The organism is Cereibacter ovatus, from assembly GCF_900207575.1.
GTDB classification, from domain to species: domain Bacteria; phylum Pseudomonadota; class Alphaproteobacteria; order Rhodobacterales; family Rhodobacteraceae; genus Cereibacter_A; species Cereibacter_A ovatus.
The window spans coordinates 1-22,785 of the sequence record NZ_OAOQ01000005.1 but is presented as its reverse complement, the minus strand read 5'-3'; the positions used below and the strand labels follow the sequence as shown (position 1 = coordinate 22,785).

Here is a 22,785-nt window from a genome sequence, read left to right as displayed (position 1 = left end):
CGTCAGGCCGCCTTCGGCTCGACGAACATCCGGCCGCGCATCTCCATGTGCAGCGCGTGGCAGAACCACTGGCAATAATACCAGTAGACCCCCGGCTGTCCCGCCACAAAGGTGACCGAGGCGGTCGCCAGCGGCCCGATCTCCATTGCGACGCCGTGGTTGCCCATGGTGAAGCCGTGGGTCAGGTCGTCCACCTCGTCAAGGTTGGTCACGATCACCGTCACCTCGTCGCCTTCGGTCACGGTGAACTTTTCCAGACTGTAGGCCGGCGCGATGCCCGACAGATAGACCCGGACCTTGTTGCCGTCGCGGATCACCTCGCCGACAAAGTCGTCGATGTTGACGCCATCCTTTTCGGCCTGCGCGCGGGCATCGGCCCACATCGGATCGTTGCGATCCCATACCGAACGGATGTTCGTCATCTTCGAAGCATGGACTGCAATCGCGTCATGGGGTTCCGCAAAGGTCGGCCCGTCGTGGACGATCACCATCTGATCGCCCGAGATATCCACAAGCTGGTCATTCTCGGGTTTCAGCGGGCCGACGTTCAGGAAGCGGTCCTTCGAGAATTTGCACAGCACCACCAGCCACTTGCCGTCCGCCTCGAGCGTTTCACCCATCGAGGTCTTGAGATGGCCCGGCTGATAATGGACATCCAGCTTCTGGATGATCGGATCGACCTCGTCGCCGTTATAGGCGGCGATGGCCTTCTCGATGTTCCACTTCACCACCTGACTGTCGAGGAACAGCGAGGTATAGGCGTTGCCCTTGCCGTCAAAGGCGGTGTGCAACGGCCCAAGGCCCAACTGCGGCTCGGCCACGATGACGGACCGCGGCTCGGCGCCGTCATAGAACACCGCATCCAGCTTGCGCACGTCGATCACGCTGACCGTCGGCGACAGCTTGCCGTTGATGCACAGGTGGATCTTGTCCGGGGCCATGTTGCAGCCGTGCGGGTTGTTCGCGATCGGGATATAGCGGGTGTAGTTCTTGTTCTGGCCCTTGCGGCCGTCGATCACCTTCACCCCGTTCAGTTCGATGAAATCGCCCGTCGCGATGCCCTTTTCGATCTCGGCGATGTTGAAGACCACCACATGGTCCATCTCGGCTTCCATCATCTCGCCGAGGTTGGTGCCCATTTCCGAGTTGTAGCAGGTCGAGAAGGCCCACTTGCCTTCATAATCGGCATCGGTGTTGTCAAGGTTGCCCGAGACGATCACCTGCCATGCCACCTTCATCTTGTCTGCGTCGACGGCGGTGAAGAAGTTGACGTATTGCGACGGGTCGTCCAGCACCTTGCCATCGTTCACCATCGGCGCCTCGTCCTCGCCATTGGCGAAGACATAGGTGGTGCGCGGCCATTTCTGCGGCCGCAGGCCGTGGATGCCCTTGGCGTTCGGAATTTCAAGGATCGCGTCGGTCTTCATCACGTCGCAGCGCACGCGGGCGACGCGGGTGTTGGCCTTGTCGTTCATGAACAGGAAGCGGCCGTCATACTTGCCTTCGGTGAAGGACATGTGGACGTGGTGCAGGTCGCCGTTGTCATGGACCTTCTTGCCGTTCGCTTCCAGATACTTGCGGGTCTTTTCGGTCATGTTCTCGGTCATGACCTTGAGCGACTCGTTGGTCTGGCCCCAGCCGGTGGCCGAGCAGCGGTTGAACACCGGCACCCGCATCAACTCGCGCATCGAGGGCACGCCAAGGATGCGCAGTTCGCCCGTCTGCCCCGAGGACCAGAAACCGTAATATTCATCCAGTTCACCGGGTGCGAGGTGGATCTTGGCCGCGGCCGCGGCGGAACTCATGCCCGCCATCGTGGCAAGGCCCGCTCCTCCCCCCAGCATCGCCGCCCGCGGTGCCAGTGCGCCAAGCGCCACACCCCCTGCCGTCGCGCCCAGCAGGCCCCGGCGGCTGATGCCTCCCTTTTCGTTGTCAGACATGGGTTTTTCCCTTCACGTTTGGATGGTTCTGGATCGCCTTCTCAAGCGTCTCGCGGACCGCGGCGGTCCCGGCCGAGGCCGTCTCGCGGCGCTTGAGTTTTCGGATGACCACCGGGCAGGTGGTTTTGGACTGGTAGTGGACCTGACAGTTCAGGCAATTCAAACACTCGTTCGGATTGATCTCGCCAGTCGGGTGGATCGCCTGCACCATGCAATCGCGGGCACAGGTCTGGCAGGGGTTGCCGCAGTCGCGATAGCGTTTCAGCCAGTCGAACATCCGCACCCGCGCCGGGATCGCCAAAGCCGCGCCCAGCGGGCAAAGGTAACGGCAGTAGAACCGTTCGACGAACAGCCCGATCCCCAGCAGCACCAGCGCGTAAAGGACGAAGGGCCAGGCGCGATCAAACTTCAGGATGATCGCGGTCTTGAACGGCTCGACTTCGGCCAGATGCTCGGCCTGTTCGATGGATGCGAGGCTGATGCCGAACAGACCAAGGAACAGGATGTATTTCACCGCCCACAGCCGTTCGTGCAGGCCCCACGGCAGCGTCACCTGCGGGATGCGGGCCAGTTTCGCCAGCCGGTTCGTCAGTTCCTGCAACGCGCCGAAGGGGCAAAGCCAGCCGCAATAAGCCCCCCGGCCCCAGAAAAGCAGCGCCGCCGCAACCGAGAACCACAGGATGAAGGTCATCGGGTCCAGCAGGAACGCCTGCCAGCTGAACCCGTCGCGCAACGAGCCGATCAGCGCCATCAGGTTCACCACCGACAGCTGCGCATTGGCATACCAGCCCAGAAAGACCAGCGTGGTCGACAGGAAGCCGATCCGGAACCAGAAGGTCAGCCGCGTCGAGGCGGTCAGGAACGACTGGAAGAAGAAGGCCGCCGTCAGCACGCCCAGCATGGCCAGAAGCGCCACGATCCGGCCGCGGTTGTCCCGCCAGATCCGCTGCCAGAGTTCGGCCTGCGCGGCGGTCTCGGACGGGATGTCCACCGCCTGCGCGGCGGGGGGGGCCACGGCGCGCAGATACTGGTCGGGCAGGCGATAGCCAAGGTCGAAGGTGGCAAAGACCTTCTCGATCGGCCCCACCTCGCGTTGAACCAGCAGCTGGATGCGGAACGGCTCGGTCGGGTCGAAGCCCGAGTCGGCCGGGATGCGGAACAGGTCCATCTCGGTCATCCGCGGCGCGCCGGCGGCGGCGATGGCGCCCAGCCGGCGGTGCATCCGGTCGCGGAAGCGGATCGAGACGTCGCCCTGCACCAGCACGATCCGGTCAAAGATCCCGCCACGGACATAGCCCGATCCCTTGTAGGAATAGATCCCCCGCCCCGCCAGCATCAGCGCGTGATCACCCGGCTGCAACCAGTTGGAAAGGTTGGAGAACTCGGCCTCGCCCAGCAGGCTGCGCCCGATGCCCGGCACGCTGGCCAGCCCCGCGACCATGTCCACGAACATCTCGGTCTCGGCGCCCGGATGGGGCCTTTGGGCGGCGCGTGGGTCACTGTGGGCGGCAAAGGCGGCATTGATCTGGCCGACATCCAGCGACAGCCGGCGCAATGTTCCATCGCCGGTCAGCGCCAGCCAGTCGGCCGGGGCGGCGGCGTCGGGGTCGGGTTCGAACCGTGGCCCCTGATGTGCGGCCACCGCGGTCAGCCCGCCCAGCCCCAGCGCGCGTGCCACCTTCAACCCCGAGCGCACGATGGAATCGTCGATCACCATGATGGTGACAGTCGCGCCCGAGATGATGTCGATCTGGTGCGCCCCGCCTTCCTTGGCGGCCTCGGCCACAAGATCCATGCCGATATAGCCCGCCACCATCTTGCGGATCCGCGCATCCGGGATGCCGACAAGAACGATGGGTTCGGAATGTTTGACAAGCTCGACGCCGATCACCCGGCCATCCAGCCCCACCGCCATCAGCACATGGATGGGTTTGCCGGAATAGCCGGTGGTGCCGACGAAATCCGAGGTGACAAAGGCATAGCCGATCGTCTCGGTGCCCTTCAGCACGGGAACGACGGCCAGATCCTCGCGCAGCGGCCCATAGCCATCGGCGCCGGGAACAAGATCCGCAGCCTGCACTTCGGCCGCAAACCCGGTGACAAAGGGCGCATCGGCCCGCGACATCCCCGCCGGCACAACCGCAGCGGCAAGGGCGATGACTATCCACAAAAGCAGGATGCGGCACGGGGCCGACGGAAATCGCATGACTCAGACTTTCCCGGACGGGGGGCCGCGGGCCCGGTTGACAGCTTCAGGCCGCGGGGCCACCACCGACTGCGGCGCGGACAGGCACCGGCTTGCACCGCCCGCCGCAAGACCCAAGGGCGCCGCGGTCGGCAGCAGGGCGGCGGTCACCGCGCCAAGGCAGACGGCGCAGGGGCCGTCGCAGCAGTCGCGCTTGGGGCTGACGGGCTGGCCCGCGCGATCGATCAGGATGGTTGATGCACCGTCCTTGTGATCGCAGATCACCATCTCGGTCAGCGGGCCCATGGCCGCCATCCGCAGGCCCGCCGAAGCGGTCGACGCCAGCATCGCCGCAAGGGCAAAGGCCAGCGTCAGGCAAAGGCACAGATGGGGCAAACGGCACTTCATGTCGCAAGCCTACAGGTCGGCCGGATCGCTCACGTTGATAAAGGTCAAACAATTGTATCCTTATTGCCGTGCGGCGCTTGCCCTTCACGCCGGGCCTGAAAGCCTGCCCGGAATTGGGCAGTCCGGCCCGAACACCGGCGAAGGTGTTGATGTGGCATCGAAACCCCGAGGTTTTCGGCAATCTGGCCCGCAGAATTCGTGGGATTCAGGCCCCACCCCCGCACGGTCGGCCCGCCGCATGACACCTTATCGAAAGCGCGCTATCGATATCTTCGATGACGTCGAGGCGCGCCTCGAACCGGCCCGTGTCGTGCTCTTCGCCGGTCACGATTCCACGTCAACCGCAACGCCCGCAAGGCTGTGTGCTGCTTTTAGGCCGGGCGCAGCGGAACCTTAGGACACGTCGCCATGGGCGCGTCCGGGTCCGTGCGGCAGAGCTTCTTGAACCTGCCGCTCGTGTGCGCATCACGCTCGGTAGCATTGGCTTCTTCGACCGCATCCAGATGGCGCGCGACCATCGCATCCATGCTGACATCCGCCCGGATCAGACTGGCGTCGATGTGGACGGTGTCGGCCGAAACCAGCCCCTGCGCCTGACATTGCCGCACGACACCCGTGAAGACCCGGCGAAATCAAAAAGAACAGGGCCGGCTGATCCGGCCCTGTCTCGTGTCCCACCACGCGGAATGTATCACCGCGCCGGGGCTTTGGCGTGCGTCAAAGGCCCGGGATCAAACCGCTTTCAGCAGCGCCTCGGTCAGGTCCGTCCGCTCCCACGAGAAACCGCCATCGGCTTCGGGTGCGCGGCCGAAGTGGCCATAGGCCGCGGTCCGGGCATAGATCGGCCGGCACAGGTTCAGATGCTCGCGGATGCCGCGCGGGGTCAGATCCATGCATTCGGCCACAGCGCGTTCGATCGCGGCCTCGTCGACCTTGCCGGTGCCGTGAGTGTCGACATAGATCGACAGCGGCTTGGCCACACCGATGGCATAAGACACCTGCAACGTGCAGCGATCGGCCAGACCCGCCGCCACCACGTTCTTTGCCAGATAGCGCGCGGCATAGGCGGCCGAGCGGTCGACCTTCGTCGGATCTTTCCCCGAGAAGGCGCCGCCACCGTGCGGCGCGGCGCCGCCATAGGTGTCCACGATGATCTTGCGCCCGGTCAGGCCCGCGTCGCCATCCGGCCCGCCGATCACGAAGGTGCCGGTGGGGTTCACCCACCATTCGGTGGACTCGGTCACCCAGCCTTCGGGCAGCACTTCGCGGATATAGGGTTCCACGATGGCGCGGATGTCATCCGAGGTCTGATGCTCGGACGCGTGCTGGGTCGACAGCACGATCGAGCGCACCTCGACGGGCTTGCCATCCTCATAGCGCAACGTCAGCTGCGACTTGGCGTCGGGGCGCAGGTCGGGTTCCTGACCCGATTTGCGAACCTCGGCCAGACGGCGCAGGATGGCGTGGGCATACTGGATCGGCGCCGGCATCAGGTCGGGCGTCTCGCGGCAGGCATAGCCGAACATGATCCCCTGATCGCCCGCGCCGTCGCGGTCAACCCCTTGCGCGATATGCGCCGACTGGCGGTGCAGGTAGTTCTGCACCTCGATGGTGCGCCAGTGGAATTCCTGCTGTTCGTAGCCGATATCCTTCACGCAGTCGCGGACGATCCCGTCCACGCGGCCCATGAACTCGTCGAGTTTCGCAGGGTCCGACAGGCCCACTTCGCCGCCGACAACCACGCGGTTGGTGGTGGCAAAGGTTTCGCAGGCGACGCGGGCGTTCGGCTCCTCGGCCAGGAAGGCATCGAGGACGGCATCCGACACGCGATCGCACAGCTTGTCGGGGTGACCTTCCGAGACGGACTCGGAGGTGAAGACGTAGTTCTTGCGGGACATTGGGAAGTGCTCCGTTGGGGTTATCCCCGTCACGCCAGGAAGCCGTTGTGACGGTTGAAACCGCGCTACACCCCGCCTGCCCCCCGGTCAAGCGCGCCGAGGGCCGCGGGACAGGGCCAGAAAGCCGCAGAGGACCGCCAGAATAAAGAGAACCGGCAATTCCCCCTTTTGTGAGAACGGCGTAGGCGGCAAGGTGGCAGGAAGTGCGACATCTTTGTAACCGGCCGCGCCCAGCGGCAGGTCCGCCATCACCCTGCCCTTTGCATCGATCAGCGCCGAGACCCCGGTATTGGCCACGCGCACCAGCGGCATCCCCTGTTCGATGGCGCGCAACCGGGTCTGGGCCAGGTGCTGATAGGGGCCGCTGAAGGTGCCGAACCACGCGTCATTCGTGATCTGAAGGATCCACTCGGCGCGGGTGTCCGTGCGCAGATCCTGCGGAAACACCGCCTCATAGCAGATCAGGGGCAGCACCCGGCCCAGACCCGGCCCAAGGTCCAGCACCGCCGGCCCCGATCCCGCCGAATAGCCATAGCCTTCCTGCGCGGCAAAGGCCCGGACACCGAACAGCGCAAACAGCGTGTCGCCCATCGGCACATATTCCCCGAAGGGCGCCAGATGATGCTTGTCATAAAGCCCGGCAATGGTCGCATCGGGGGCTACGACGGCAAGGCTGTTCCAGAACCGCCAACCCTCGCTGCGCTGGATGCCGATCGCCACCGGCGCACCGCGCCCCGCTGCCGCGATCTCATCCAGCAGCCCGGGCGAGCGGTCCAGCAGATAGGGCACCGAGGTTTCGGGCCAGATCGTCAGATCGGGGCGCGGCCCGTCGCGCGTCAGGGCCAGCAGGCGGGCGAAATGGGCGGCGGCCATGTCGGGATCCCATTTCAGCTTCTGCTCGGCATTGGGCTGGACAAGGCGCAGCGTGACACCCGGCGCGGCCGGGTCCGGCTGGGCCAGCCGCCACGCCCCGAACGCCGCCGCCGCGCCAAGAATCGCCCCCCCCGCCGCCAGCCCACGCCAGCGCAGCGTCACCGGCAGGGCCGCGGCCAGCGTCGTCATCAGCGTCAGCCCCGACGGCCCTGCCAGTGCCGCCACCTGCGCAGGCCACGCGCCCACCCAGATGTGGCCCACCAGCGCCCACGGAAAGCCCGTCAGCACATAGCCCCGCGCCAGCTCCACCGCGGCCAGCGCAACCGCAAAGCCGATCGCCCGGCGCGGGGCGGCAACCAGCCCCGACAGCCAGCCCGCCGCCATCCAGAACAGCGCCAGCCCGACCGCCATCAGCAACAGCGCAAAGGGCGCCATCCAGCCGTGACGGGCAATGTCGATCAGGAACGGCTCGACGATCCAGCTCAGCGCCAGTGCGAAATGCGCAGCCCCCCCGCACAGCGCCGTCAGCGCAGCCGTGCGCCGGGTGGGCGCGGTGGCCACCAGCGCGGTCAGCGCGACAAGGCCCGGCAGCGCCACCCACCACAGCCCGAACGGCGCCTGCCCCAGCGCAAGCGCCAGCCCCGTCGCGCCGCCAAGGACAAGGCGCCGGCCGGGGCGGTCTGAAAGGCTGGAAAGGACCATGCAGGCTCCGCGTGTTCGGGTTGCGCGCTTTGGGTGCCCCGGCAGACGGGGCGCGTCAAGGTCCGTCCCATCGCGGATGCGTGAGCGGCCTTGGCCGCATCTGACGCTGCGGCACGCGCGACATTCCCGGTTTCGCGGTCGCGGCGCGGTGGATTAGTCTTCCGGCTTGTCAACAGGAAGGGGAGGGCTTGATGACAGCGGAACCGATCGTGATCGCGGGCGCGGCGCGCACGCCGATGGGGGCGTTTCAGGGCGCGCTGGCGGGGAAAACCGCGGTGGACCTTGGTGCCACCGCCATTTCCGCGGCGCTGGTCCGGGCGGGCCTGACCGCGCAGGCGGTGGACGAGGTGGTGATGGGCTGCGTCCTGCCCGCGGGGCTGGGGCAGGCCTCGGCGCGGCAGGCGGCACTGGCGGCGGGGTTGCCCGAAGCGGTGCCCTGCGCGACGCTGAACAAGGTCTGCGGATCGGGAATGAAGGCCGTGATGCTGGCCCATGACATGATCCGCGCCGGAAGCGCCAATATCGTGGTGGCCGGCGGCATGGAAAGCATGTCGAACGCGCCTTACCTGCTGGACCGCGCACGGGCAGGCTATCGGATCGGCCATGGCCGGGTGCTGGACCACATGTTCCTCGACGGGCTGGAAGACGCCTATGACAAGGGCCGCGCCATGGGCACCTTTGCCGAGGATTGCGCCGAAGCCTATCAGTTCACGCGCGAGGCGCAGGATGCCTATGCGCTGGAATCGCTTGCCCGCGCGCAGGCCGCGATTGCCGACGGGCGCTTCACGCCGGAAGTGGTGACGCTGGGCGGTGTGGCCCATGACGAGGCGCCCGGCCGCGCCCGGCCGGAAAAGATCCCCCAGCTTCGCCCCGCCTTCCGCGAGGGCGGGACGGTGACGGCGGCCAACAGTTCCTCGATCTCGGACGGGGCGGCGGCGCTGGTGGTGACGCGGATGGGCGCGGCCGAAACCCGCGGCCTGACGCCGCTGGCGGTGATCCGCGGCCATGCCAGCCACGCACAGGCGCCGAACCTGTTCACCACGGCGCCGATCTTTGCCATCCGCAAGCTGCTGGACCGTCTGGGATGGGCTGCGGGCGACGTCGATCTGTATGAGATCAACGAAGCCTTCGCCGTGGTCGCCATGGCCGCGATGCGCGATCTGGATCTGCCGCACGACCGGGTGAATGTGAACGGCGGCGCCTGTGCGCTTGGCCATCCCATCGGCTGCTCTGGTGCGCGGATCGTGGTCACGCTGATCCATGCGCTGCGCGAACGCGGGCTGCGGCGCGGCATCGCCTCGCTCTGCATCGGCGGCGGCGAGGCGACGGCCATCGCGATCGAGGTGGCGTGATGCAGGTGGCAGGACAGGCGGCGCTGGTCACCGGCGCAGGATCGGGTCTGGGCGAGGCCACGGCGCGGGCACTGGCCGCGGCGGGGGCAAAGGTCGCGCTGCTGGATTTCAACCTTGAGGCCGCAAGGTCGGTCGCGGCCGAAATCGGCGGGCTGGCGGTGGCCTGCGATGTCGCCTCGGCCAGCAGCGCCGAGACGGCGGTGGCGCAGGCGGCGGCGGCGCATGGCGCGGCGCGCATCCTTGTGAACTGCGCGGGCGTGGCGCCGGCAAAGAGGATGCTGGGCCGGGCCGGGGTGATGGCGCTGGACGACTTCCGCCGCGCGGTCGAGGTGAACCTGATCGGCAGTTTCAACCTGTTGCGGCTGTTTGCGGCCGGCGCGGCGGATCTGGACCCGCTGGAGACCGGCGAAAGGGGTGTCGCGATCAACACCGCCTCGATTGCCGCATGGGATGGACAGATCGGCCAGACCGCCTATGCCGCCTCCAAGGGCGGTGTGGTGGCGCTGACCCTGCCGGCGGCACGGGAACTGGCGCCGCTGGGCATCCGGGTCTGCGCCATCGCGCCCGGCATCTTCGAGACCGCCATGCTGAAGGGCCTGCCACAGGCCGCGCAGGACAGCCTCGGCGCCGCGGTCCCCTTCCCCTCGCGACTGGGCCAGCCGGCCGAGTTCGCGGCCCTTGTCCAGCATATCATCGCCAATCCGATGCTGAACGGCGAGGCGATCCGGCTGGATGGCGCTTTACGGATGGGACCGAAATGACCCTGCTTACCGACGACCAACGGCTGATCCAGCAGACCGCCCGCAGTTTCGCGCAAGACGTGCTGGCCCCCGGCGCCGCCGCCCGCGCCAAGGCCCGCGCCATCGAACCCGAGGTGCTGAAAGCCCTGGGCGATCTGGGCTTTCTGGGCATGACCGTCCCCGAGGACATGGGCGGCGTCGGCGCCGATTACGTCAGCTATGCGCTGGCGTTGATCGAGATCGCAGCCGGCGACGGTTCGGTTTCGACGGTGATGAGCGTTCATAACGCGCCCTTCAACGCCATCCTTCAGCGGTTCGGCACCGACGAGCAGCGGCAGACGGTGCTGCGCCCCGCCGCGCAGGGCGCCTTCATCGGCGCCTTCGCGCTGACGGAAGGACAGGCGGGGTCGGATGCCTCGGCCCTGCGCAGCCGCGCCCGCCGCCGCGGGGACGGCTATGTGATCGACGGCGAAAAGATCTTCATCACCTCGGGGCAGTTGGCCGGCTGGGCGATCCTGTTCGCCCGGATCGACGGCACCCGCGGCAAGGACGGCATCACCTGTTTCCTGACGCCCACATCCGCCCCCGGCTATCAGGTGACCAAGGTCGAGGAAAAGCTGGGGCAGGATGCATCCGACACCTGCGCCCTGCGCTTTGACGGGCTGGAAGTGCCCGAAACCATGCGCATCGGCGCCGAGGGCGAGGGCTATCGGATCGCGCTGTCCAGTCTGGAAACCGGCCGGATCGGCATCGCCGCGCAATCGGTCGGCATGGCCCAGGCAGCCCTTGACGCGGCGGTGGCCTATGCCCGCGACCGCACCTCGTTCGAGCGGGCGCTGATCGATCATCAGGCGGTGGGCTTCCGGCTGGCCGATGCCAGAACCCGGCTGGAAGCGGCACGGCAGATGGTTCTTCATGCCGCACGGCTGAAGGATGCAGGTGCCCCCTGCCTGACCGAAGCCGCGATGGCCAAGCTGTTCGCCTCCGAGGCGGCCGAGCGGATCGTGTCGGATGCGATCCAGACCTTCGGCGGCTACGGCTATACCCGCGACTTTCCGGTGGAGCGGATCTACCGCGATGTCCGCGTCTGCCAGATCTACGAGGGCACGTCGGACATCCAGAAGATGCTGATCCTGCGGGGCATGGCATGAGCGCGGGGCCGGGCGGTTCCCCCCCGGCTGCGAGCGGCCCGCTGTCGGGCCTGCGTCTGATCGAGATGGTGGGGCTTGGTCCCTGCCCCTTTGCCGCGATGATGCTGGCCGATGCCGGCGCCGAGGTGATCCGCATCCACCCGCTGGATGCGCGCTCGGACATCCCGCTGATGGGCAGCGACCATGACGTGATGGCCCGCGGGCGGCGCTCGATCGCGGTGGATCTGAAGCGGCCCGAAGGGCTGGCGCTGGCTCTGGATCTGATCGACCGTGCCGACGGGCTGATGGAGGGATTTCGGCCGGGGGTGATGGAACGGCTGGGCCTTGGGCCGGATGTCTGTCTGGCCCGCCGCCCGCGGCTGGTTTACGGCCGGATGACCGGCTGGGGGCAGGACGGGCCACTGGCGCAGGCGGCGGGGCATGATCTGACCTATCTGGCGCTGTCGGGGGTGCTGGGCGCGCTGGGGCCGGCGGATCGTCCGCCCGCGGTGCCGCTGAACCTGATCGGCGATTTCGGCGGCGGCGGCATGATGCTGGCCTTCGGGATGCTGGCCGCGCTGATCCATGCCGGGCGCACCGGCGAGGGTCAGGTGGTCGATGCCGCCATGACCGAAGGGGCCTCGTTGCTGGCGGCGATGATCTGGGGCTTTCGCGCCGGCGGGGCATGGGTCGACGCGCGGCAGGCCAATCTGCTGGATGGCGGGGCGTGGTTCTATGGCACCTATGAATGTGCCGACGGAAAATTCCTTGCCGTTGCGCCGATCGAGGGCAAGTTCGCCCGCGCCTTCCTTGACCGGCTGGGCGAGGATGCCCACGGGCTGCATCAGGGCCCCGCCGCCGACTGGCCCGCGCAACGCGAACGCCTTGCAGCGGTGCTGAGGCGGCGCCCGCGCGACGAATGGGTGGCGCTGTTTCAGGGCACCGATGCCTGCGTGGCGCCGGTGCTGTCCTGGGCCGAGGCGCCCGACCATCCCCAGAACCGCGCGCGAGGCAGCTTTGCGACGGTGGCCGGGGTGCTGCAACCGGCACCCTGCCCGCGGTTTTCCGCAACCGGCGCCGCGCCCCCGGCCCCACCCTCCCGGCCCGGCGCCGACAGTGCCGAGATCCTTGCCCGCTGGGGCGTGGATGGAAGCGCGGCAAAGGCGGCGGGCGCGATCCGGCTTTAGGCCGTGGCCTCGGCCACCGCGTCGCAGCGCACGGTAAAGCCGGTCAGACGATGCGGGCCGAAGGAATGGATCAGTGGCACGTCGGCGGCGTCGCGCCCGCGTGCCACCACGATGCGGCCGATCCGGCGCTGGTTGTTGCGCGGGTCGAAAGCATGCCAGCGACCGCCGATCCAGACCTCAATCCAGGCGCAGAAATCCATCGGCCCGCCGGGCGGCACACCGATATCGCCCAGATAGCCGTTCACATAACGCGCCGGAATGTTCAGCGCGCGGCAGAAGGCGATGCCCAGATGGGTGAAATCGCGGCAGACGCCGGTGCCTTCCTGCCATGCCTCGAAAGCAGTGCGGGTCGCGCGGGCGTTCTGATAATCGAAGCGGATGTGGTTGTGGACGAAATCGCTGATCGCCTGCACCCGGCCCCATCCCGGCGCGATGGCGCCGAACAGATCCCAGGCGACGGGACTGATCCGGTCGGTCTCGCAATAGCGGCTGCCCAGAAGATAGCCCAGCACCTCGGGCGGCAGATCGGCCACGGGGGTCTCGGGGGCGGACCAGTCCTCGGGGTCGGGCAGGCCCGCATCTTCCAGCACCCCATCGCCGGCAATGGTGAACGCGCCCGCCGGCGCCACCAGACGCCGGCAACGGTTGCCGAACATGTCGCGATAGAGCGTCATCGGCACATCGGGCGAGACCGTCACCCGTTCCGGCTTGCGCAGATCGCCCCGACGCTCGTCGCGGATGTCAAGCAGGCAGATCATCGGCGTCTCGGCCGCACAAGTGACCGAGATTTCGTATCCAAAACGTATCAGCATTGCCCGCTCCTGCCAGTGGTTCAGGCTTGGGCAACACGCCGGCCGCCGCACGGGTTCCGAAAGCCCCGGACCAGACAGACCCGAGGCCCGCGGAACGGGCGGCGCGATGCAGTGGGGGGCCGAAAAAGCGCGCGGCGTCAGGCCCGCCGCAGACGGATCACCACATCGACCCGGCTGAGTTCCGCACCGGGCGGCAGGTCGGGCAGGCGCGCGATCTGAAGCTGCTCGGCCGGGGCGTCGAACAGATCGGCGGTGTCTTCCCAGAAGAAATGCGGATGGTCATCCATCCGTGTGTCGAAATAGCTGCGGGCACCGTCAACCACGACTTCCTGCATCAGACCGGCCTCGCAGAAGGCGCGCAACGTGTTGTAGACCGTGGCCAGACTGACCCGGTCATTGGCGCGCGTGGCCAGCGCGAACAGACCTTCCGCCGTCACATGCCGGTCGTTTCCGTCACCCACAAGAAGCGCGGCCAAGGCAACCCGCTGACGGGTGGGACGCAAGCCCCCCCTTGCCAGCCACTCGGTGCCGCGTTCGATTGCCGTCCGTGCCATAGTATCATGTGCCATAACTCTTATCATATCGCATCACCCGGAAAAAATTCAAACGGAAAGACCCATGTTTTTCCATGTCGTCGCAGGCCGCTTGGGACGGCCCAGCGCCCTTGCCAGCGCCAAGACACGGGTGATAGAGGGGACTGATTGACCTAGGGACGGCGGGGGAATGATGGCGGACTATCCGACGAGCTTCGACAAGGAGGCCCTGCTGGCCTGTGCCCGCGGAGAGCTTTTCGGGCCGGGCAATGCGCAGCTTCCGCTGCCGCCCATGCTGATGATGGACCGCATCACCGAGATCAGCGCCGATGGCGGTCTGCATGGCAAGGGCCATGTGGTGGCCGAGTTCGACATCCATCCCGACCTGTGGTTCTTCGCCTGCCACTTCCCCGGCAATCCGGTGATGCCGGGCTGTCTGGGGCTGGACGGGCTGTGGCAGCTGACCGGCTTCAATCTGGGCTGGCGCGGCTGGCAGGGTCAAGGCTTCGCGCTGGGTGTGGGCGAGGTCAAGCTGACCGGGATGGTGCGGCCCGATCGCAAGCTGGTCACCTATCACGTCGATTTCACCCGTGTCATCGACCGCCGCCTGAAGATGGGTGTGGCGGACGGGCGCGTGTTCGCCGACGGCGAAGAAATCTATGTCGTCAAGGATATGAAAGTCGGTCTGGCCGCTGCGGCCTGACCCGGGGGAGGAAAGCCCATGCGCCGCGTCGTCATCACCGGGATCGGCATCGTCTCGCCGATCGGAAACAATGCCGCTGAAGTGGAAGCCAGCCTGCGCGCGGGGCGCTCGGGCATCGTGGCCTCGCCGGAATATGCCGAGCGCGGCTTCCGCAGCCAGATCCACGGCATGCCGCAGATCGTGCTGGAAGACCACATCGATAAGCGCGACCTGCGCTTCATGGGGCCGGGTGCCGCCTACAACTTCATCGCCATGGATCAGGCGGTGAAGGATTCGGGGCTGGATGCATCGGACGTGTCGAACCCGCGCACCGGCCTTGTGATGGGATCGGGTGGGCCGTCGACCTCGAACTTCTTCCAAGCCCACAACATCGTGGTGGAAAAGGGCTCGCCCAAGCGGATGGGGCCGTTCATGGTCACGCGCTGCATGTCGTCCACCAACTCGGCCTGCCTTGCCACGCCCTTCAAGATCAAGGGCGTGAACTATTCGATCACCTCGGCCTGCTCGACTTCGGCGCATTGCATCGGCAACGGCACCGAACTGATCCAGATGGGCAAGCAGGACATCGTCTTTGCCGGCGGCGGCGAGGAACTGGACTGGACGCTGTCCTGCCTGTTCGACGCGATGGGCGCGATGTCGTCGAAATACAACGACACGCCGCAGACCGCCTCGCGGGCATTTGACGCGACGCGCGACGGCTTTGTGATCGCGGGCGGCGGCGGCGTCGTGGTGCTGGAAGAACTGAACCACGCGCTGGCGCGCGGCGCGAAGATCTACGCCGAGGTGACGGGCTATGGCGCGACCTCGGACGGGGCCGACATGGTGGCGCCGTCGGGCGAAGGCGGCGAACGCTCGATGCGGCTGGCAATCTCGACCCTGCCCGAAGGGCGGCGCATCGACTATATCAACGCGCATGGCACCTCGACCGTCGCGGGCGACGTGACCGAGGTCAAGGCGATCCGCCGCATCTTCGGCGAAGGCGCCGTGCCGCCGATCTCGTCCACCAAATCGCTGACCGGCCACAGCCTTGGCGCAACCGGCGTGCATGAGGCGATCTATTCGCTGCTGATGCTGAACGGCAATTTCATCGCGGCGTCGGCCAACATCACCCAGCTCGACCCCGAGATCCACCCCGACGAGATCGCCACCACCCTGCGCGAGAATGTCGAGCTGGACTCGGTCCTGTCGAACAGCTTCGGCTTTGGCGGCACCAACGCCACGCTGGTCATGAGCAAATTCAGGAACTGAGGTCCGACCATGGCCGAGTTGATGAAAGGCAAGCGTGGGCTTGTGATGGGCGTCGCGAACGAACGCTCGATCGCTTGGGGCATCGCCAAGGCGCTGGCGGCCGAGGGGGCTGAACTGGCCTTTTCCTATCAGGGCGAGGCGTTCGGCAAGCGGGTCGAGCCGCTGGCGGCCTCGGTCGGGTCGGATTTTCTGGTGGATGTCGACGTAACCGACGATGCCTCGCTGGATGCCTGCTTCGGCGCGCTGAAGGATCGCTGGGGCACCATCGATTTCGTGGTTCATGCCATCGCCTTTTCCGACAAGTCGGAACTGGCGGGCCGCTTCATCAACACCAGCCGCGAGAACTTCAAGACCTCGCTGACGATTTCCTGTTATTCCTTCATCGACATCGCGCGTCGCGCGTCGGAACTGATGCCTGATGGCGGCACGCTGCTGACGCTGACCTATCAGGGATCGAACCGGGTCACGCCCTATTACAACGTGATGGGCGTGGCGAAATCGGCGCTTGAGGCGGCGGTGCGCTATCTGGCCAATGACCTTGGGCCGCAGAAGATCCGGGTGAATGCGATCTCGCCCGGGCCGATGAAAACGTTGGCGGGGGCGGCCATTGCCGGGGCGCGGGCGACCTATCGCCATTCCGAGGCGAACGCCCCGCTGCGCGCCAATGCCACGCTGGAAGCGGTGGGCGGCACGGCGGTCTGGCTGGCGTCGGATTACGGCGCCTGCACCACCGGCGAGATTGTCCGCGTCGACGGCGGCTATCACGTCCTTGGGATGCCGCAGCCCGAAAACATCTGATCCCGGTGGAGTTTCGGGCCTGAGACCGCTCAGGCCCCGGCCACGGCAGGGAACGCATCGCCGGCCGGTTTCGTTCGTCTGGATGCGGGTTTTCCCCCGCGTCACAGAGGACTGGCCATGCCCCAGAAGATCTTTGTCAATCTGCCTGTCGCGGATCTTGACCGTTCGCGCGCGTTCTATTCCGCGCTTGGGTTCGGGATCGATGACGCCTTCAGCGACGAGACCGCCGCCTGTGTCGTGATCTCGGACACGATCTTTCTGATGATCCTGACACATCCGCGGTTTCAGGGTTTTTCCCCCCTGCCCCGCGCCGATACGCAGGCCACGACCGCGGTCCTGCTGGCCTTGTCGCGCGACAGCCGCGACGCGGTCGACGACATGATGGCCGCCGCTCTGGCCGCCGGCGGGGCCGAGCCGCACCCCGTCGAAGATCACGGCTGGATGTATGGCCGCACCTTCACCGATCCCGATGGCAACGTGTTCGAACCGTTCTGGATGGATGTCGAAGCCGCCAACGCCGCCCAGAAGATGGGCGGATAGGCCACGCAGCGTTCTTTCACGGATCAGGATGGAGCGGGTAGCGGGAATCGAACCCGCGCCAAGAGCTTGGAAGGCTCGTGTGATACCATTTCACCATACCCGCGCGAGGCGTCTGATAGCATGTGCCGGCGGCAGGCTCAAGCCTTGCAGGCGGGATGTCCGGTGGCCGCCGGATGGACGCCGTGACCCGTGGATCAAAGCGGCACGCAAAGCGCCGGATCAAGCCGGCCCGCGAAGAAATCCAGCACGTTCCGCACCGACTGGACCGACATCCGCCGCGCCGCCTCGGCGGTCACGCCGCCGATATGCGGGGTCAGGATCACCTGATCCAGCGTCAGAAGCGGATGGTCGGGCGGGGGCGGTTCGTCCTCGAACACATCAAGCGCGGCCGCGGCCAGCCGGCCGCCGCGCAGTGCGGCGACAAGGGCGGTCTCATCCACCACACCCCCCCGGGCGGTGTTGACAAGGATGGCCGAGGGTTTCATCCGCGCCAGTTCCGCGGCACCGATCAGCGGGCGGGCGCGCTTGGGCGCATTCACCGCGACCACATCGGCCCAAGGCAACCCCTCATCCAGCGTCACCGGGGAGACGGGGCCTTCGGGCCAGCCCGCGGCCTGAACCGAGGGGCTGAAGGCGCGGACCTCCATCCCGAAGGCCAAAGCCATCCGCGCCAGATGCCGGCCGATCCGGCCATATCCAAGGATCAACAGCCGGCGGCCCGCCAGTTCGACCGGCTCCATCCGGTTGCGCCAGTCCCAGCGCCCTGCCTCGCGCACCGCAAGATCGGCCTGCCGCAGCCGCTTGGCCGCAGCAAGGATCAACATCATCGCATGTTCGGCCACCGACAGCGAATTCACATCCCCCACCACCGCCAGCGTGATCCCGCGCGCCTTCAGCGCCGCCACATCGACCGAATCATAGCCCACCCCGTGCCGCGAGACGATGCGCAGCCGTGGTGCCGCCGCCAGCGCCGCCGCCGTCACCGGCTGCGTCCGCACCACCAGCGCATCGGCCTCCGCAAGATGGGGAAGATAGGCGGCGGCGGCGTTATCCTCGACATGATGGACGGTGACCCCCGGCGCGGCGCGCAAAAGGTCAAGCCCCGCCGGATGCAGCACTCCGGCGACAAGGACATGGGGCATGGCGGATCTCCGGCTGGGGTGGTGCCCGGTGATGCCGGGATGCAAGCGGCTAACCGCGGTTGCGATCGCGGGTCAGCGCGGCCCAGATCATCAGCACAAGGATGGCGCCCACGATCGCGCCGATGAAGCCCGCACCTTCGCCCGGCCGGTAAAAGCCCACGGTCTGGCCCAGCCATGTCGCCATGGCCGCACCGCCGATGCCCAGAAGCGTGGTCAGGATGAAGCCCCGCGGCCCGTGGTCGCCGGGATGCAGCAGTTTCGCGATCAGGCCGGCGACGAAGCCGATAAGAATGGTCCAGACGATGCTCAAGACCGGTCCTCCGTTGGGTTTGACTGCCACCGGCCGCTGTCGGCCGGGTCGGCGGGATCAAGTTCGGGCAGCGGATCGCGTGCGCCAAGGAAATTGCCCAGCACATGCAGCGCCTCGACATTGTCGCAGACCACCTTGAGGCAGACAAGGAAAGGAACCGCGATCAGCACCCCGGCAATCCCCCACAGCCAGCCCCAGAAGATCACCGTGACAAAGACCGACACGGTGTTCAACTCCAGCCGTCGCCCCAGAACGATGGGCGTCACAAGCTGGCCCTCGACCATGGTGCAGACAAGATACAGCGCAGGCACCAGCAGCGCCTGCGACAGCGGGTCGAAATGCACCAGCGCCACCGCGGCCGAAAGCCCGACCCCCGCCACCGCACCGATATAGGGCAGGAAGTTCAGCACGAAGGCCGCAACCGCCCAGATCAGCGGCCGGGGCATCCCGGCCCCCCACATCGCCAGACCGATGACCGCGCCCAGCCCCGCATTGATCAGCGTGACCGAAAGCAGATAGCGCGAAACCCGCCGGTCGATCCCGTAGACGATGCGCAGCACCCGCTTCTTGTCACCGAAACGCGGGAAAGCCTCGATCAGCTTGATGTAGAACAGATCGCCCGAGGCCAGCAGGAACAGTGCCAGCACCAGCGTCACCACCCCCGTCGTCAGGATCGCCGCAACGCTGCCCACCGCGGAACCGAGGATACCGGGCAACTGAACCGCCACGCGCTGCACCGTGGGATCTTCGGCATCGGTCGCAAAGTCTGACATCTGCTCGGACGCATCCTGCACCGCCTGGAACGACCTCAGCAGCGATTGCAGGCGGTCGCGCAGCTGATCGCCCAGCCGGGGCGCCTGATTGATCCAGTCCGCGACCGGCCCGCTGGACAAAAAGGCCGCAACCGCCAGCACCGCCGCCAGCGCAAGGATCAGCGCCGTGGCCGTCACCGGAGCCGCGACCCCGATACGCTGCATCGCCCGGACCACCGGACTCAGCGTCAGCGCCAGAAGCAGCCCGACCATCAGGGGCAGGATCACATCGCGGGCAAAATAAAGCCCCATGATGACCAGAACGAGAAGAATGCACCCCAGCAGGCGTCGGATCGCCGCCAGATGGTTCAGGTGAACCGGATCGGCGGCAGGGCCGGCCTCGGCACTGGAATCGTCTGCCGGTTCCCCCGGTTGCGTCCTCCGCTCTGTCTGCATTGCGTCCCCATCGCCCTCCGGCAAGGGCCGGTGCTTCCTGTGGCGAACAACCGAAAACCCCGGGGGCTTGTTCCGTGGGACGACCGGCCGGAACGACGGGAACGGCATGCAATTCCGCCTGCGACGCGCGGATTTCTGCGGCAAAGTGCCCGCATGCCCGGAAGAAACAATCCGAAAGTATGTATGGCCAATCTAAAGAAAGTTGCGGCCGGCTTCTCGCAGCTGGGGTTTTGCAATAGATTGCGCCGATAGTTCGGCGGGCTTACTGCCCATTTCGATCAGTAAAGGTCAGGTTAGATGTTTCGGAACGCCAAGGCAGGCCCCGTTACCCCGGTTCCGTTGAAAAAGTGGCTGTGGCGCTCTTACATCAAGGCTGCCCTTGTTCCGCTTCTGCTGATCGAACTGGGCTTCATCGGCATTTACTGGGCCACCAGTCAGGTGGTCTATGACCGCGGCGCCGCCGCCATGACCCGCATCTCGACCGACACCCTGCGCGACGCCGCCGCGCGCGAGGCCAATATCATCGCCCACCGCCTTCAGGCTGTCGCGGTGATGACCGGGATCTACGCCGACGAAGCCGCCCGCGCCCTTGCCATGCCGGCCGACGTGCCCGATGAGGAAAAGGCCCGCCACGCCTATGCCCCCGATGGCGCCTTTTACACCACGCGCGACACCGGCAACTCGGCCGTGTTCTATTCCGGCCATGTCCCCATTGGCGAGGCCGAGCGCGAAAAGGTCTGGCGCACCGTGCGTCTTGATCCGATCATGAAATCGATCAAGAACGCCGACCCCTTGGTTTCACAACTTTATCTGAACACCCACGATTCCCTGAACAGGATCTATCCCTATTTCGAGGTGCTGGATATCTATCCCTCGAACATGGATATCCCCGCCTACAATTTCTACTATGAGGCCGACGAAAAGCACAATCCGGCGCGCGTCCCGGTCTGGACCGATGCCTATGTCGACCCCGCGGGCAGCGGCTGGATGGTGTCATCGATCGCGCCGGTCTACAGCGCCGAGCGCCTGGAAGGGGTGGTCGGCATCGACATCACCATTGCCACCATCGTGCGTCGGGTTCTGAACATCCAGATCCCGGGCGAAGGCTTTGCGATCCTTGTCGGCCGCGACGGCACCATTCTGGCCCTTCCGAAGGAAGGCGAAGCTGAGCTGGGGCTGAACGAACTTGTGGCGCATGACTACGAGAATGCGATCCAGCAGGACACGTTCAAGCCGGACGCCTTCAACATCTTTCGCCGGCCGGAACTGGCCGGTCTGGCCGAGGCGCTTCGCTCGCAGCGCGAAGGCGTGCGCAGGATCGATCTGAAACAGCCGATGATCGCGGCCTGGTCCACCGTGGCAGGGCCAAGCTGGACCCTGCTGGTTCTGACCAGCGAAGAAAGCCTGCTGACTGAATCCGCCAACCTGCGCAGTCAGTTGACCGTGGTCAGCGAGATCATGATCGCCGTCCTTCTGGTGTTCTACGCCGCGTTCTTCGCCTATCTCTGGCGCCGCTCGGTCGTGATGAGCGCGCGGGTTGCCCAACCGCTGAGTGATCTCGAACAGCGGATGGTCACGATCTCGGAAGGGGGAACCGTTTCTGCGACGCACAACTATCCGATCAGCGAATTGCAGACGGTGGGCGAGCATCTGGTCACGATGGGCGCAAAGCTGGATGCCGCGAACCAGGCGAAATCGAACTTCCTGTCCGCAATGAGCCATGAGTTGCGAACGCCGCTGACGTCTGTCATCGGCTATTCCGAGCTTCTCGAAGTGGCGGAAGGCAAAAGCCTTGACGGCGAGCGGATGAAGCAGGTTCGGGCGATCTCGCGGGCGGGCTGGAACCTGCTGCGGCTGGTCGATGCGGTGCTGGATCTCAGCCGGCTTGAACGTCAGAACGTGCGGATCTCTACAAGCTCGATGGATCTGATGCCCATTGTTGCCAGCGCCTGCGACCGCATCCGCCCCGAGGCTGCGCGCAGCGATGTCACATTGCGGGTCGAACCGCCCGAGGCGCCGCTGCCGTCGGTGGTCGGCGATGCCGAAATGCTGTCGCGGATCCTCGATCAAGTGCTGTCGAATGCGGTGAAATACAATGTCACCGGCGGCAGCGTGACGGTGCGCTTCGATCTCGGCTCGCCCGACATGGTGGGGGTCAGCATCCACGACACCGGGGTAGGCATCCCGCCCGAACGGCAGGACGAGGTGTTCAAGGCCTTCCACCGCCTTGGTCGCGAAAACAGCAGCATCAGCGGCGCCGGCATCGGCATGACCATCGCACGGCGACTGGCCGAGGTCAGCGGTTGCCGCCTGACCTTCGAAAGCGAGGTCGGCACGGGCACGACCTTCCTTCTGACCATCCCGCGAACCCGACAGGGTCGAAGCTGACCGCCCTCGATTCGGCGTCTGCCCGCAGCAAGGGCGGACGCCCGCAGGGCATTTCCGCAGCCACGGGCCGCAGGCAGCGATGTGGGCCGCCGCACACCCACCCACGTTGACGGACCCGTGTTCTGCTTAGGTGTTTGATCCCACGGTTTGATGGTGCGATCCATTTGCAGGAATGGAAGGAAGCACTATGGGACATAGTTCGTCACTAGAGCGCGACGACCACGCACGCCGTCAGAGCTGCAATACAGCGATCGCAAGCTTCGCTCGCGCAGCCGAGCCGGGAACTGGGCATCAACCCCAAGACGGTGGCGAAGTGGCGCAAGCGGGCGACAGTCGAGGACATGAAGACCGGGCCGAGGGAACCGCGGTCGACCGTCCTGACCGAGGCCGAAGAGACGATGATTGTCGGGTTCCGGCGCCATACGCTGCTTCCGCTGGACGATTGCCTCTATGCCCTGCAGCCGTCGATCCCGCATCTGACCCGTTCGGCGCCGCATCGATGCCTTCAGCGGCATGGCTTCTCGCGGCTGCCGGATGTCGAGGGTGACAAGCCCCAGCGCCAGAAGTTCAATCGCTACCCCATCGGCTTCTTTGTAAGCGTCGCCTGAACCCCACCTTCCTGGCTTGGTCGTAATCGGCTGATTGGAGCCTGATGTTGATCAGGACGGAGTTTCTCCATGGAGGCTGG

The 22,785-nt window shown here is 66.3% G+C and carries 20 protein-coding genes, 1 tRNA gene, 1 pseudogene and 1 riboswitch; of the genes and pseudogenes, 10 read left to right on the top strand and 12 right to left on the bottom strand.

The genetic code is table 11. From position 1 onward, the window contains the following. Positions 1-2: 2 nt before the first annotated feature. From nosZ to lnt, 6 genes are all read right to left on the bottom strand, one after another. Positions 3-1,940, bottom strand: a complete 1,938-nt coding sequence (gene nosZ, locus CRO07_RS07695; RefSeq protein WP_097030118.1) for a TAT-dependent nitrous-oxide reductase — start codon at positions 1,938-1,940, stop codon at positions 3-5. Continuing rightward, the gene (locus CRO07_RS07690) at positions 1,933-4,146 is read right to left on the bottom strand and encodes a NosR/NirI family protein (protein ID WP_097030117.1); all 2,214 of its coding nucleotides are present in this window, start codon (positions 4,144-4,146) and stop codon (positions 1,933-1,935) included. The genes nosZ and CRO07_RS07690 overlap by 8 nt, the downstream gene beginning before the upstream one ends. Positions 4,147-4,149: 3 nt before the next feature. Further along, positions 4,150-4,533, bottom strand: coding sequence for a hypothetical protein (locus CRO07_RS07685; RefSeq protein ID WP_097030116.1), 384 nt, complete (start codon positions 4,531-4,533; stop codon positions 4,150-4,152). A 371-nt stretch (positions 4,534-4,904) separates the two neighbouring features. Then, positions 4,905-5,060 carry a hypothetical protein gene (locus tag CRO07_RS18620; protein ID WP_176504511.1) on the bottom strand — a complete coding sequence of 52 codons (156 nt, stop codon included), beginning with the start codon at positions 5,058-5,060 and terminating at the stop codon, positions 4,905-4,907. A 204-nt stretch (positions 5,061-5,264) separates the two neighbouring features. Then, the gene (gene metK / locus CRO07_RS07675; protein WP_097030114.1) at positions 5,265-6,431 is read right to left on the bottom strand and encodes a methionine adenosyltransferase; all 1,167 of its coding nucleotides are present in this window, start codon (positions 6,429-6,431) and stop codon (positions 5,265-5,267) included. A gap of 7 nt (positions 6,432-6,438) precedes the next feature. After that, positions 6,439-6,488: riboswitch (SAM-SAH riboswitch) on the bottom strand. Positions 6,489-6,518: 30 nt separating this feature from the next. Further along, complete coding sequence (lnt, locus tag CRO07_RS07670; protein ID WP_097030113.1) at positions 6,519-8,006, bottom strand: apolipoprotein N-acyltransferase; 1,488 nt, start codon at positions 8,004-8,006, stop codon at positions 6,519-6,521. 191 nt (positions 8,007-8,197) lie between these two features. On the opposite strand from lnt, the gene CRO07_RS07665 reads away from it, so the two are divergent. From CRO07_RS07665 to CRO07_RS07650, 4 genes are read left to right on the top strand one after another with little or no spacing between them, the layout of a single operon-like run. Then, entirely contained in the window at positions 8,198-9,358 is a 1,161-nt protein-coding gene (locus tag CRO07_RS07665) for an acetyl-CoA C-acyltransferase (RefSeq protein ID WP_097030112.1), read from the top strand. After that, positions 9,358-10,119 (top strand): SDR family NAD(P)-dependent oxidoreductase, encoded by a 762-nt coding sequence (locus CRO07_RS07660; protein WP_097030111.1) that lies wholly within the window; start codon positions 9,358-9,360, stop codon positions 10,117-10,119. The genes CRO07_RS07665 and CRO07_RS07660 overlap by 1 nt, the downstream gene beginning before the upstream one ends. Further along, positions 10,116-11,249: an acyl-CoA dehydrogenase family protein gene (locus CRO07_RS07655; protein WP_097030110.1), complete on the top strand. Its 1,134-nt coding sequence runs from the start codon at positions 10,116-10,118 to the stop codon at positions 11,247-11,249. Before CRO07_RS07660 ends, CRO07_RS07655 begins: the two co-directional genes overlap by 4 nt. Further along, positions 11,246-12,415 (top strand): CaiB/BaiF CoA transferase family protein, encoded by a 1,170-nt coding sequence (locus CRO07_RS07650; RefSeq protein ID WP_097030109.1) that lies wholly within the window; start codon positions 11,246-11,248, stop codon positions 12,413-12,415. Before CRO07_RS07655 ends, CRO07_RS07650 begins: the two co-directional genes overlap by 4 nt. On the opposite strand, the gene CRO07_RS07645 is transcribed toward CRO07_RS07650, so the two are convergent. Both CRO07_RS07645 and irr read right to left on the bottom strand, forming a co-directional pair. Beyond that, positions 12,412-13,227 (bottom strand): transglutaminase-like domain-containing protein, encoded by an 816-nt coding sequence (locus CRO07_RS07645; protein ID WP_097030108.1) that lies wholly within the window; start codon positions 13,225-13,227, stop codon positions 12,412-12,414. The genes CRO07_RS07650 and CRO07_RS07645 overlap by 4 nt on opposite strands. A 137-nt stretch (positions 13,228-13,364) precedes the next feature. Further along, positions 13,365-13,781: a Fur family transcriptional regulator Irr gene (gene irr / locus CRO07_RS07640; protein ID WP_176504524.1), complete on the bottom strand. Its 417-nt coding sequence runs from the start codon at positions 13,779-13,781 to the stop codon at positions 13,365-13,367. A 172-nt stretch (positions 13,782-13,953) separates the two neighbouring features. Between irr and fabA the strand changes: the two genes are divergently transcribed. The 4 genes from fabA to CRO07_RS07620 all read left to right on the top strand — a co-directional run bounded on the left by fabA (position 13,954) and on the right by CRO07_RS07620 (position 17,049). Continuing rightward, positions 13,954-14,463 carry a bifunctional 3-hydroxydecanoyl-ACP dehydratase/trans-2-decenoyl-ACP isomerase gene (gene fabA / locus CRO07_RS07635; protein WP_097030270.1) on the top strand — a complete coding sequence of 170 codons (510 nt, stop codon included), beginning with the start codon at positions 13,954-13,956 and terminating at the stop codon, positions 14,461-14,463. Between the two features lie 18 nt (positions 14,464-14,481). Continuing rightward, positions 14,482-15,711 (top strand): beta-ketoacyl-ACP synthase I, encoded by a 1,230-nt coding sequence (gene fabB / locus CRO07_RS07630; RefSeq protein ID WP_097030106.1) that lies wholly within the window; start codon positions 14,482-14,484, stop codon positions 15,709-15,711. A gap of 9 nt (positions 15,712-15,720) precedes the next feature. Then, positions 15,721-16,509: an enoyl-ACP reductase FabI gene (locus CRO07_RS07625; RefSeq protein ID WP_097030105.1), complete on the top strand. Its 789-nt coding sequence runs from the start codon at positions 15,721-15,723 to the stop codon at positions 16,507-16,509. A 117-nt stretch (positions 16,510-16,626) separates the two neighbouring features. Next, positions 16,627-17,049, top strand: coding sequence for a VOC family protein (locus CRO07_RS07620; RefSeq protein ID WP_097030104.1), 423 nt, complete (start codon positions 16,627-16,629; stop codon positions 17,047-17,049). Positions 17,050-17,078: 29 nt separating this feature from the next. On the opposite strand, the gene CRO07_RS07615 is transcribed toward CRO07_RS07620, so the two are convergent. The 4 genes from CRO07_RS07615 to CRO07_RS07600 all read right to left on the bottom strand — a co-directional run bounded on the left by CRO07_RS07615 (position 17,079) and on the right by CRO07_RS07600 (position 19,709). Beyond that, positions 17,079-17,152: transfer RNA gene (locus CRO07_RS07615), tRNA-Gly, on the bottom strand. Between the two features lie 91 nt (positions 17,153-17,243). Continuing rightward, positions 17,244-18,191 (bottom strand): hydroxyacid dehydrogenase, encoded by a 948-nt coding sequence (locus CRO07_RS07610; RefSeq protein ID WP_097030103.1) that lies wholly within the window; start codon positions 18,189-18,191, stop codon positions 17,244-17,246. A gap of 49 nt (positions 18,192-18,240) precedes the next feature. Continuing rightward, positions 18,241-18,501, bottom strand: coding sequence for a GlsB/YeaQ/YmgE family stress response membrane protein (locus tag CRO07_RS07605; protein ID WP_097030102.1), 261 nt, complete (start codon positions 18,499-18,501; stop codon positions 18,241-18,243). Then, positions 18,498-19,709: an AI-2E family transporter gene (locus tag CRO07_RS07600; RefSeq protein WP_097030101.1), complete on the bottom strand. Its 1,212-nt coding sequence runs from the start codon at positions 19,707-19,709 to the stop codon at positions 18,498-18,500. The genes CRO07_RS07605 and CRO07_RS07600 overlap by 4 nt, the downstream gene beginning before the upstream one ends. A 297-nt stretch (positions 19,710-20,006) precedes the next feature. Between CRO07_RS07600 and CRO07_RS07595 the strand changes: the two genes are divergently transcribed. Together CRO07_RS07595 and CRO07_RS07590 are read left to right on the top strand one after the other, a co-directional pair. After that, positions 20,007-22,097 (top strand): sensor histidine kinase, encoded by a 2,091-nt coding sequence (locus CRO07_RS07595; protein ID WP_097030100.1) that lies wholly within the window; start codon positions 20,007-20,009, stop codon positions 22,095-22,097. Positions 22,098-22,339: 242 nt separating this feature from the next. Continuing rightward, positions 22,340-22,690: pseudogene (locus tag CRO07_RS07590) on the top strand (IS481 family transposase); the annotation flags it as partial. Positions 22,691-22,785 lie beyond the last annotated feature (95 nt).

Excerpts from the sequence above, each read along its gene's own strand:
- CRO07_RS07610 (WP_097030103.1), bottom strand. The coding sequence starts at position 18,191 with ATGCCCCATGTCCTTGTCGCCGGAGTGCTGCATCCGGCGGGGCTTGAC.
- CRO07_RS18620 (WP_176504511.1), bottom strand. The coding sequence starts at position 5,060 with ATGGATGCGATGGTCGCGCGCCATCTGGATGCGGTCGAAGAAGCCAAT.
- CRO07_RS07655 (WP_097030110.1), top strand. The coding sequence starts at position 10,116 with ATGACCCTGCTTACCGACGACCAACGGCTGATCCAGCAGACCGCCCGC.
- CRO07_RS07625 (WP_097030105.1), top strand. The coding sequence starts at position 15,721 with ATGGCCGAGTTGATGAAAGGCAAGCGTGGGCTTGTGATGGGCGTCGCG.
- CRO07_RS07690 (WP_097030117.1), bottom strand. The coding sequence starts at position 4,146 with ATGCGATTTCCGTCGGCCCCGTGCCGCATCCTGCTTTTGTGGATAGTC.
- CRO07_RS07665 (WP_097030112.1), top strand. The coding sequence starts at position 8,198 with ATGACAGCGGAACCGATCGTGATCGCGGGCGCGGCGCGCACGCCGATG.
- irr (WP_176504524.1), bottom strand. The coding sequence starts at position 13,781 with ATGGCACGGACGGCAATCGAACGCGGCACCGAGTGGCTGGCAAGGGGG.
- CRO07_RS07600 (WP_097030101.1), bottom strand. The coding sequence starts at position 19,709 with ATGCAGACAGAGCGGAGGACGCAACCGGGGGAACCGGCAGACGATTCC.
- CRO07_RS07620 (WP_097030104.1), top strand. The coding sequence starts at position 16,627 with ATGCCCCAGAAGATCTTTGTCAATCTGCCTGTCGCGGATCTTGACCGT.
- CRO07_RS07645 (WP_097030108.1), bottom strand. The coding sequence starts at position 13,227 with ATGCTGATACGTTTTGGATACGAAATCTCGGTCACTTGTGCGGCCGAG.
- fabB (WP_097030106.1), top strand. The coding sequence starts at position 14,482 with ATGCGCCGCGTCGTCATCACCGGGATCGGCATCGTCTCGCCGATCGGA.
- CRO07_RS07660 (WP_097030111.1), top strand. The coding sequence starts at position 9,358 with ATGCAGGTGGCAGGACAGGCGGCGCTGGTCACCGGCGCAGGATCGGGT.
- CRO07_RS07685 (WP_097030116.1), bottom strand. The coding sequence starts at position 4,533 with ATGAAGTGCCGTTTGCCCCATCTGTGCCTTTGCCTGACGCTGGCCTTT.
- lnt (WP_097030113.1), bottom strand. The coding sequence starts at position 8,006 with ATGGTCCTTTCCAGCCTTTCAGACCGCCCCGGCCGGCGCCTTGTCCTT.
- CRO07_RS07650 (WP_097030109.1), top strand. The coding sequence starts at position 11,246 with ATGAGCGCGGGGCCGGGCGGTTCCCCCCCGGCTGCGAGCGGCCCGCTG.
- CRO07_RS07595 (WP_097030100.1), top strand. The coding sequence starts at position 20,007 with ATGTTTCGGAACGCCAAGGCAGGCCCCGTTACCCCGGTTCCGTTGAAA.
- nosZ (WP_097030118.1), bottom strand. The coding sequence starts at position 1,940 with ATGTCTGACAACGAAAAGGGAGGCATCAGCCGCCGGGGCCTGCTGGGC.
- metK (WP_097030114.1), bottom strand. The coding sequence starts at position 6,431 with ATGTCCCGCAAGAACTACGTCTTCACCTCCGAGTCCGTCTCGGAAGGT.
- fabA (WP_097030270.1), top strand. The coding sequence starts at position 13,954 with ATGGCGGACTATCCGACGAGCTTCGACAAGGAGGCCCTGCTGGCCTGT.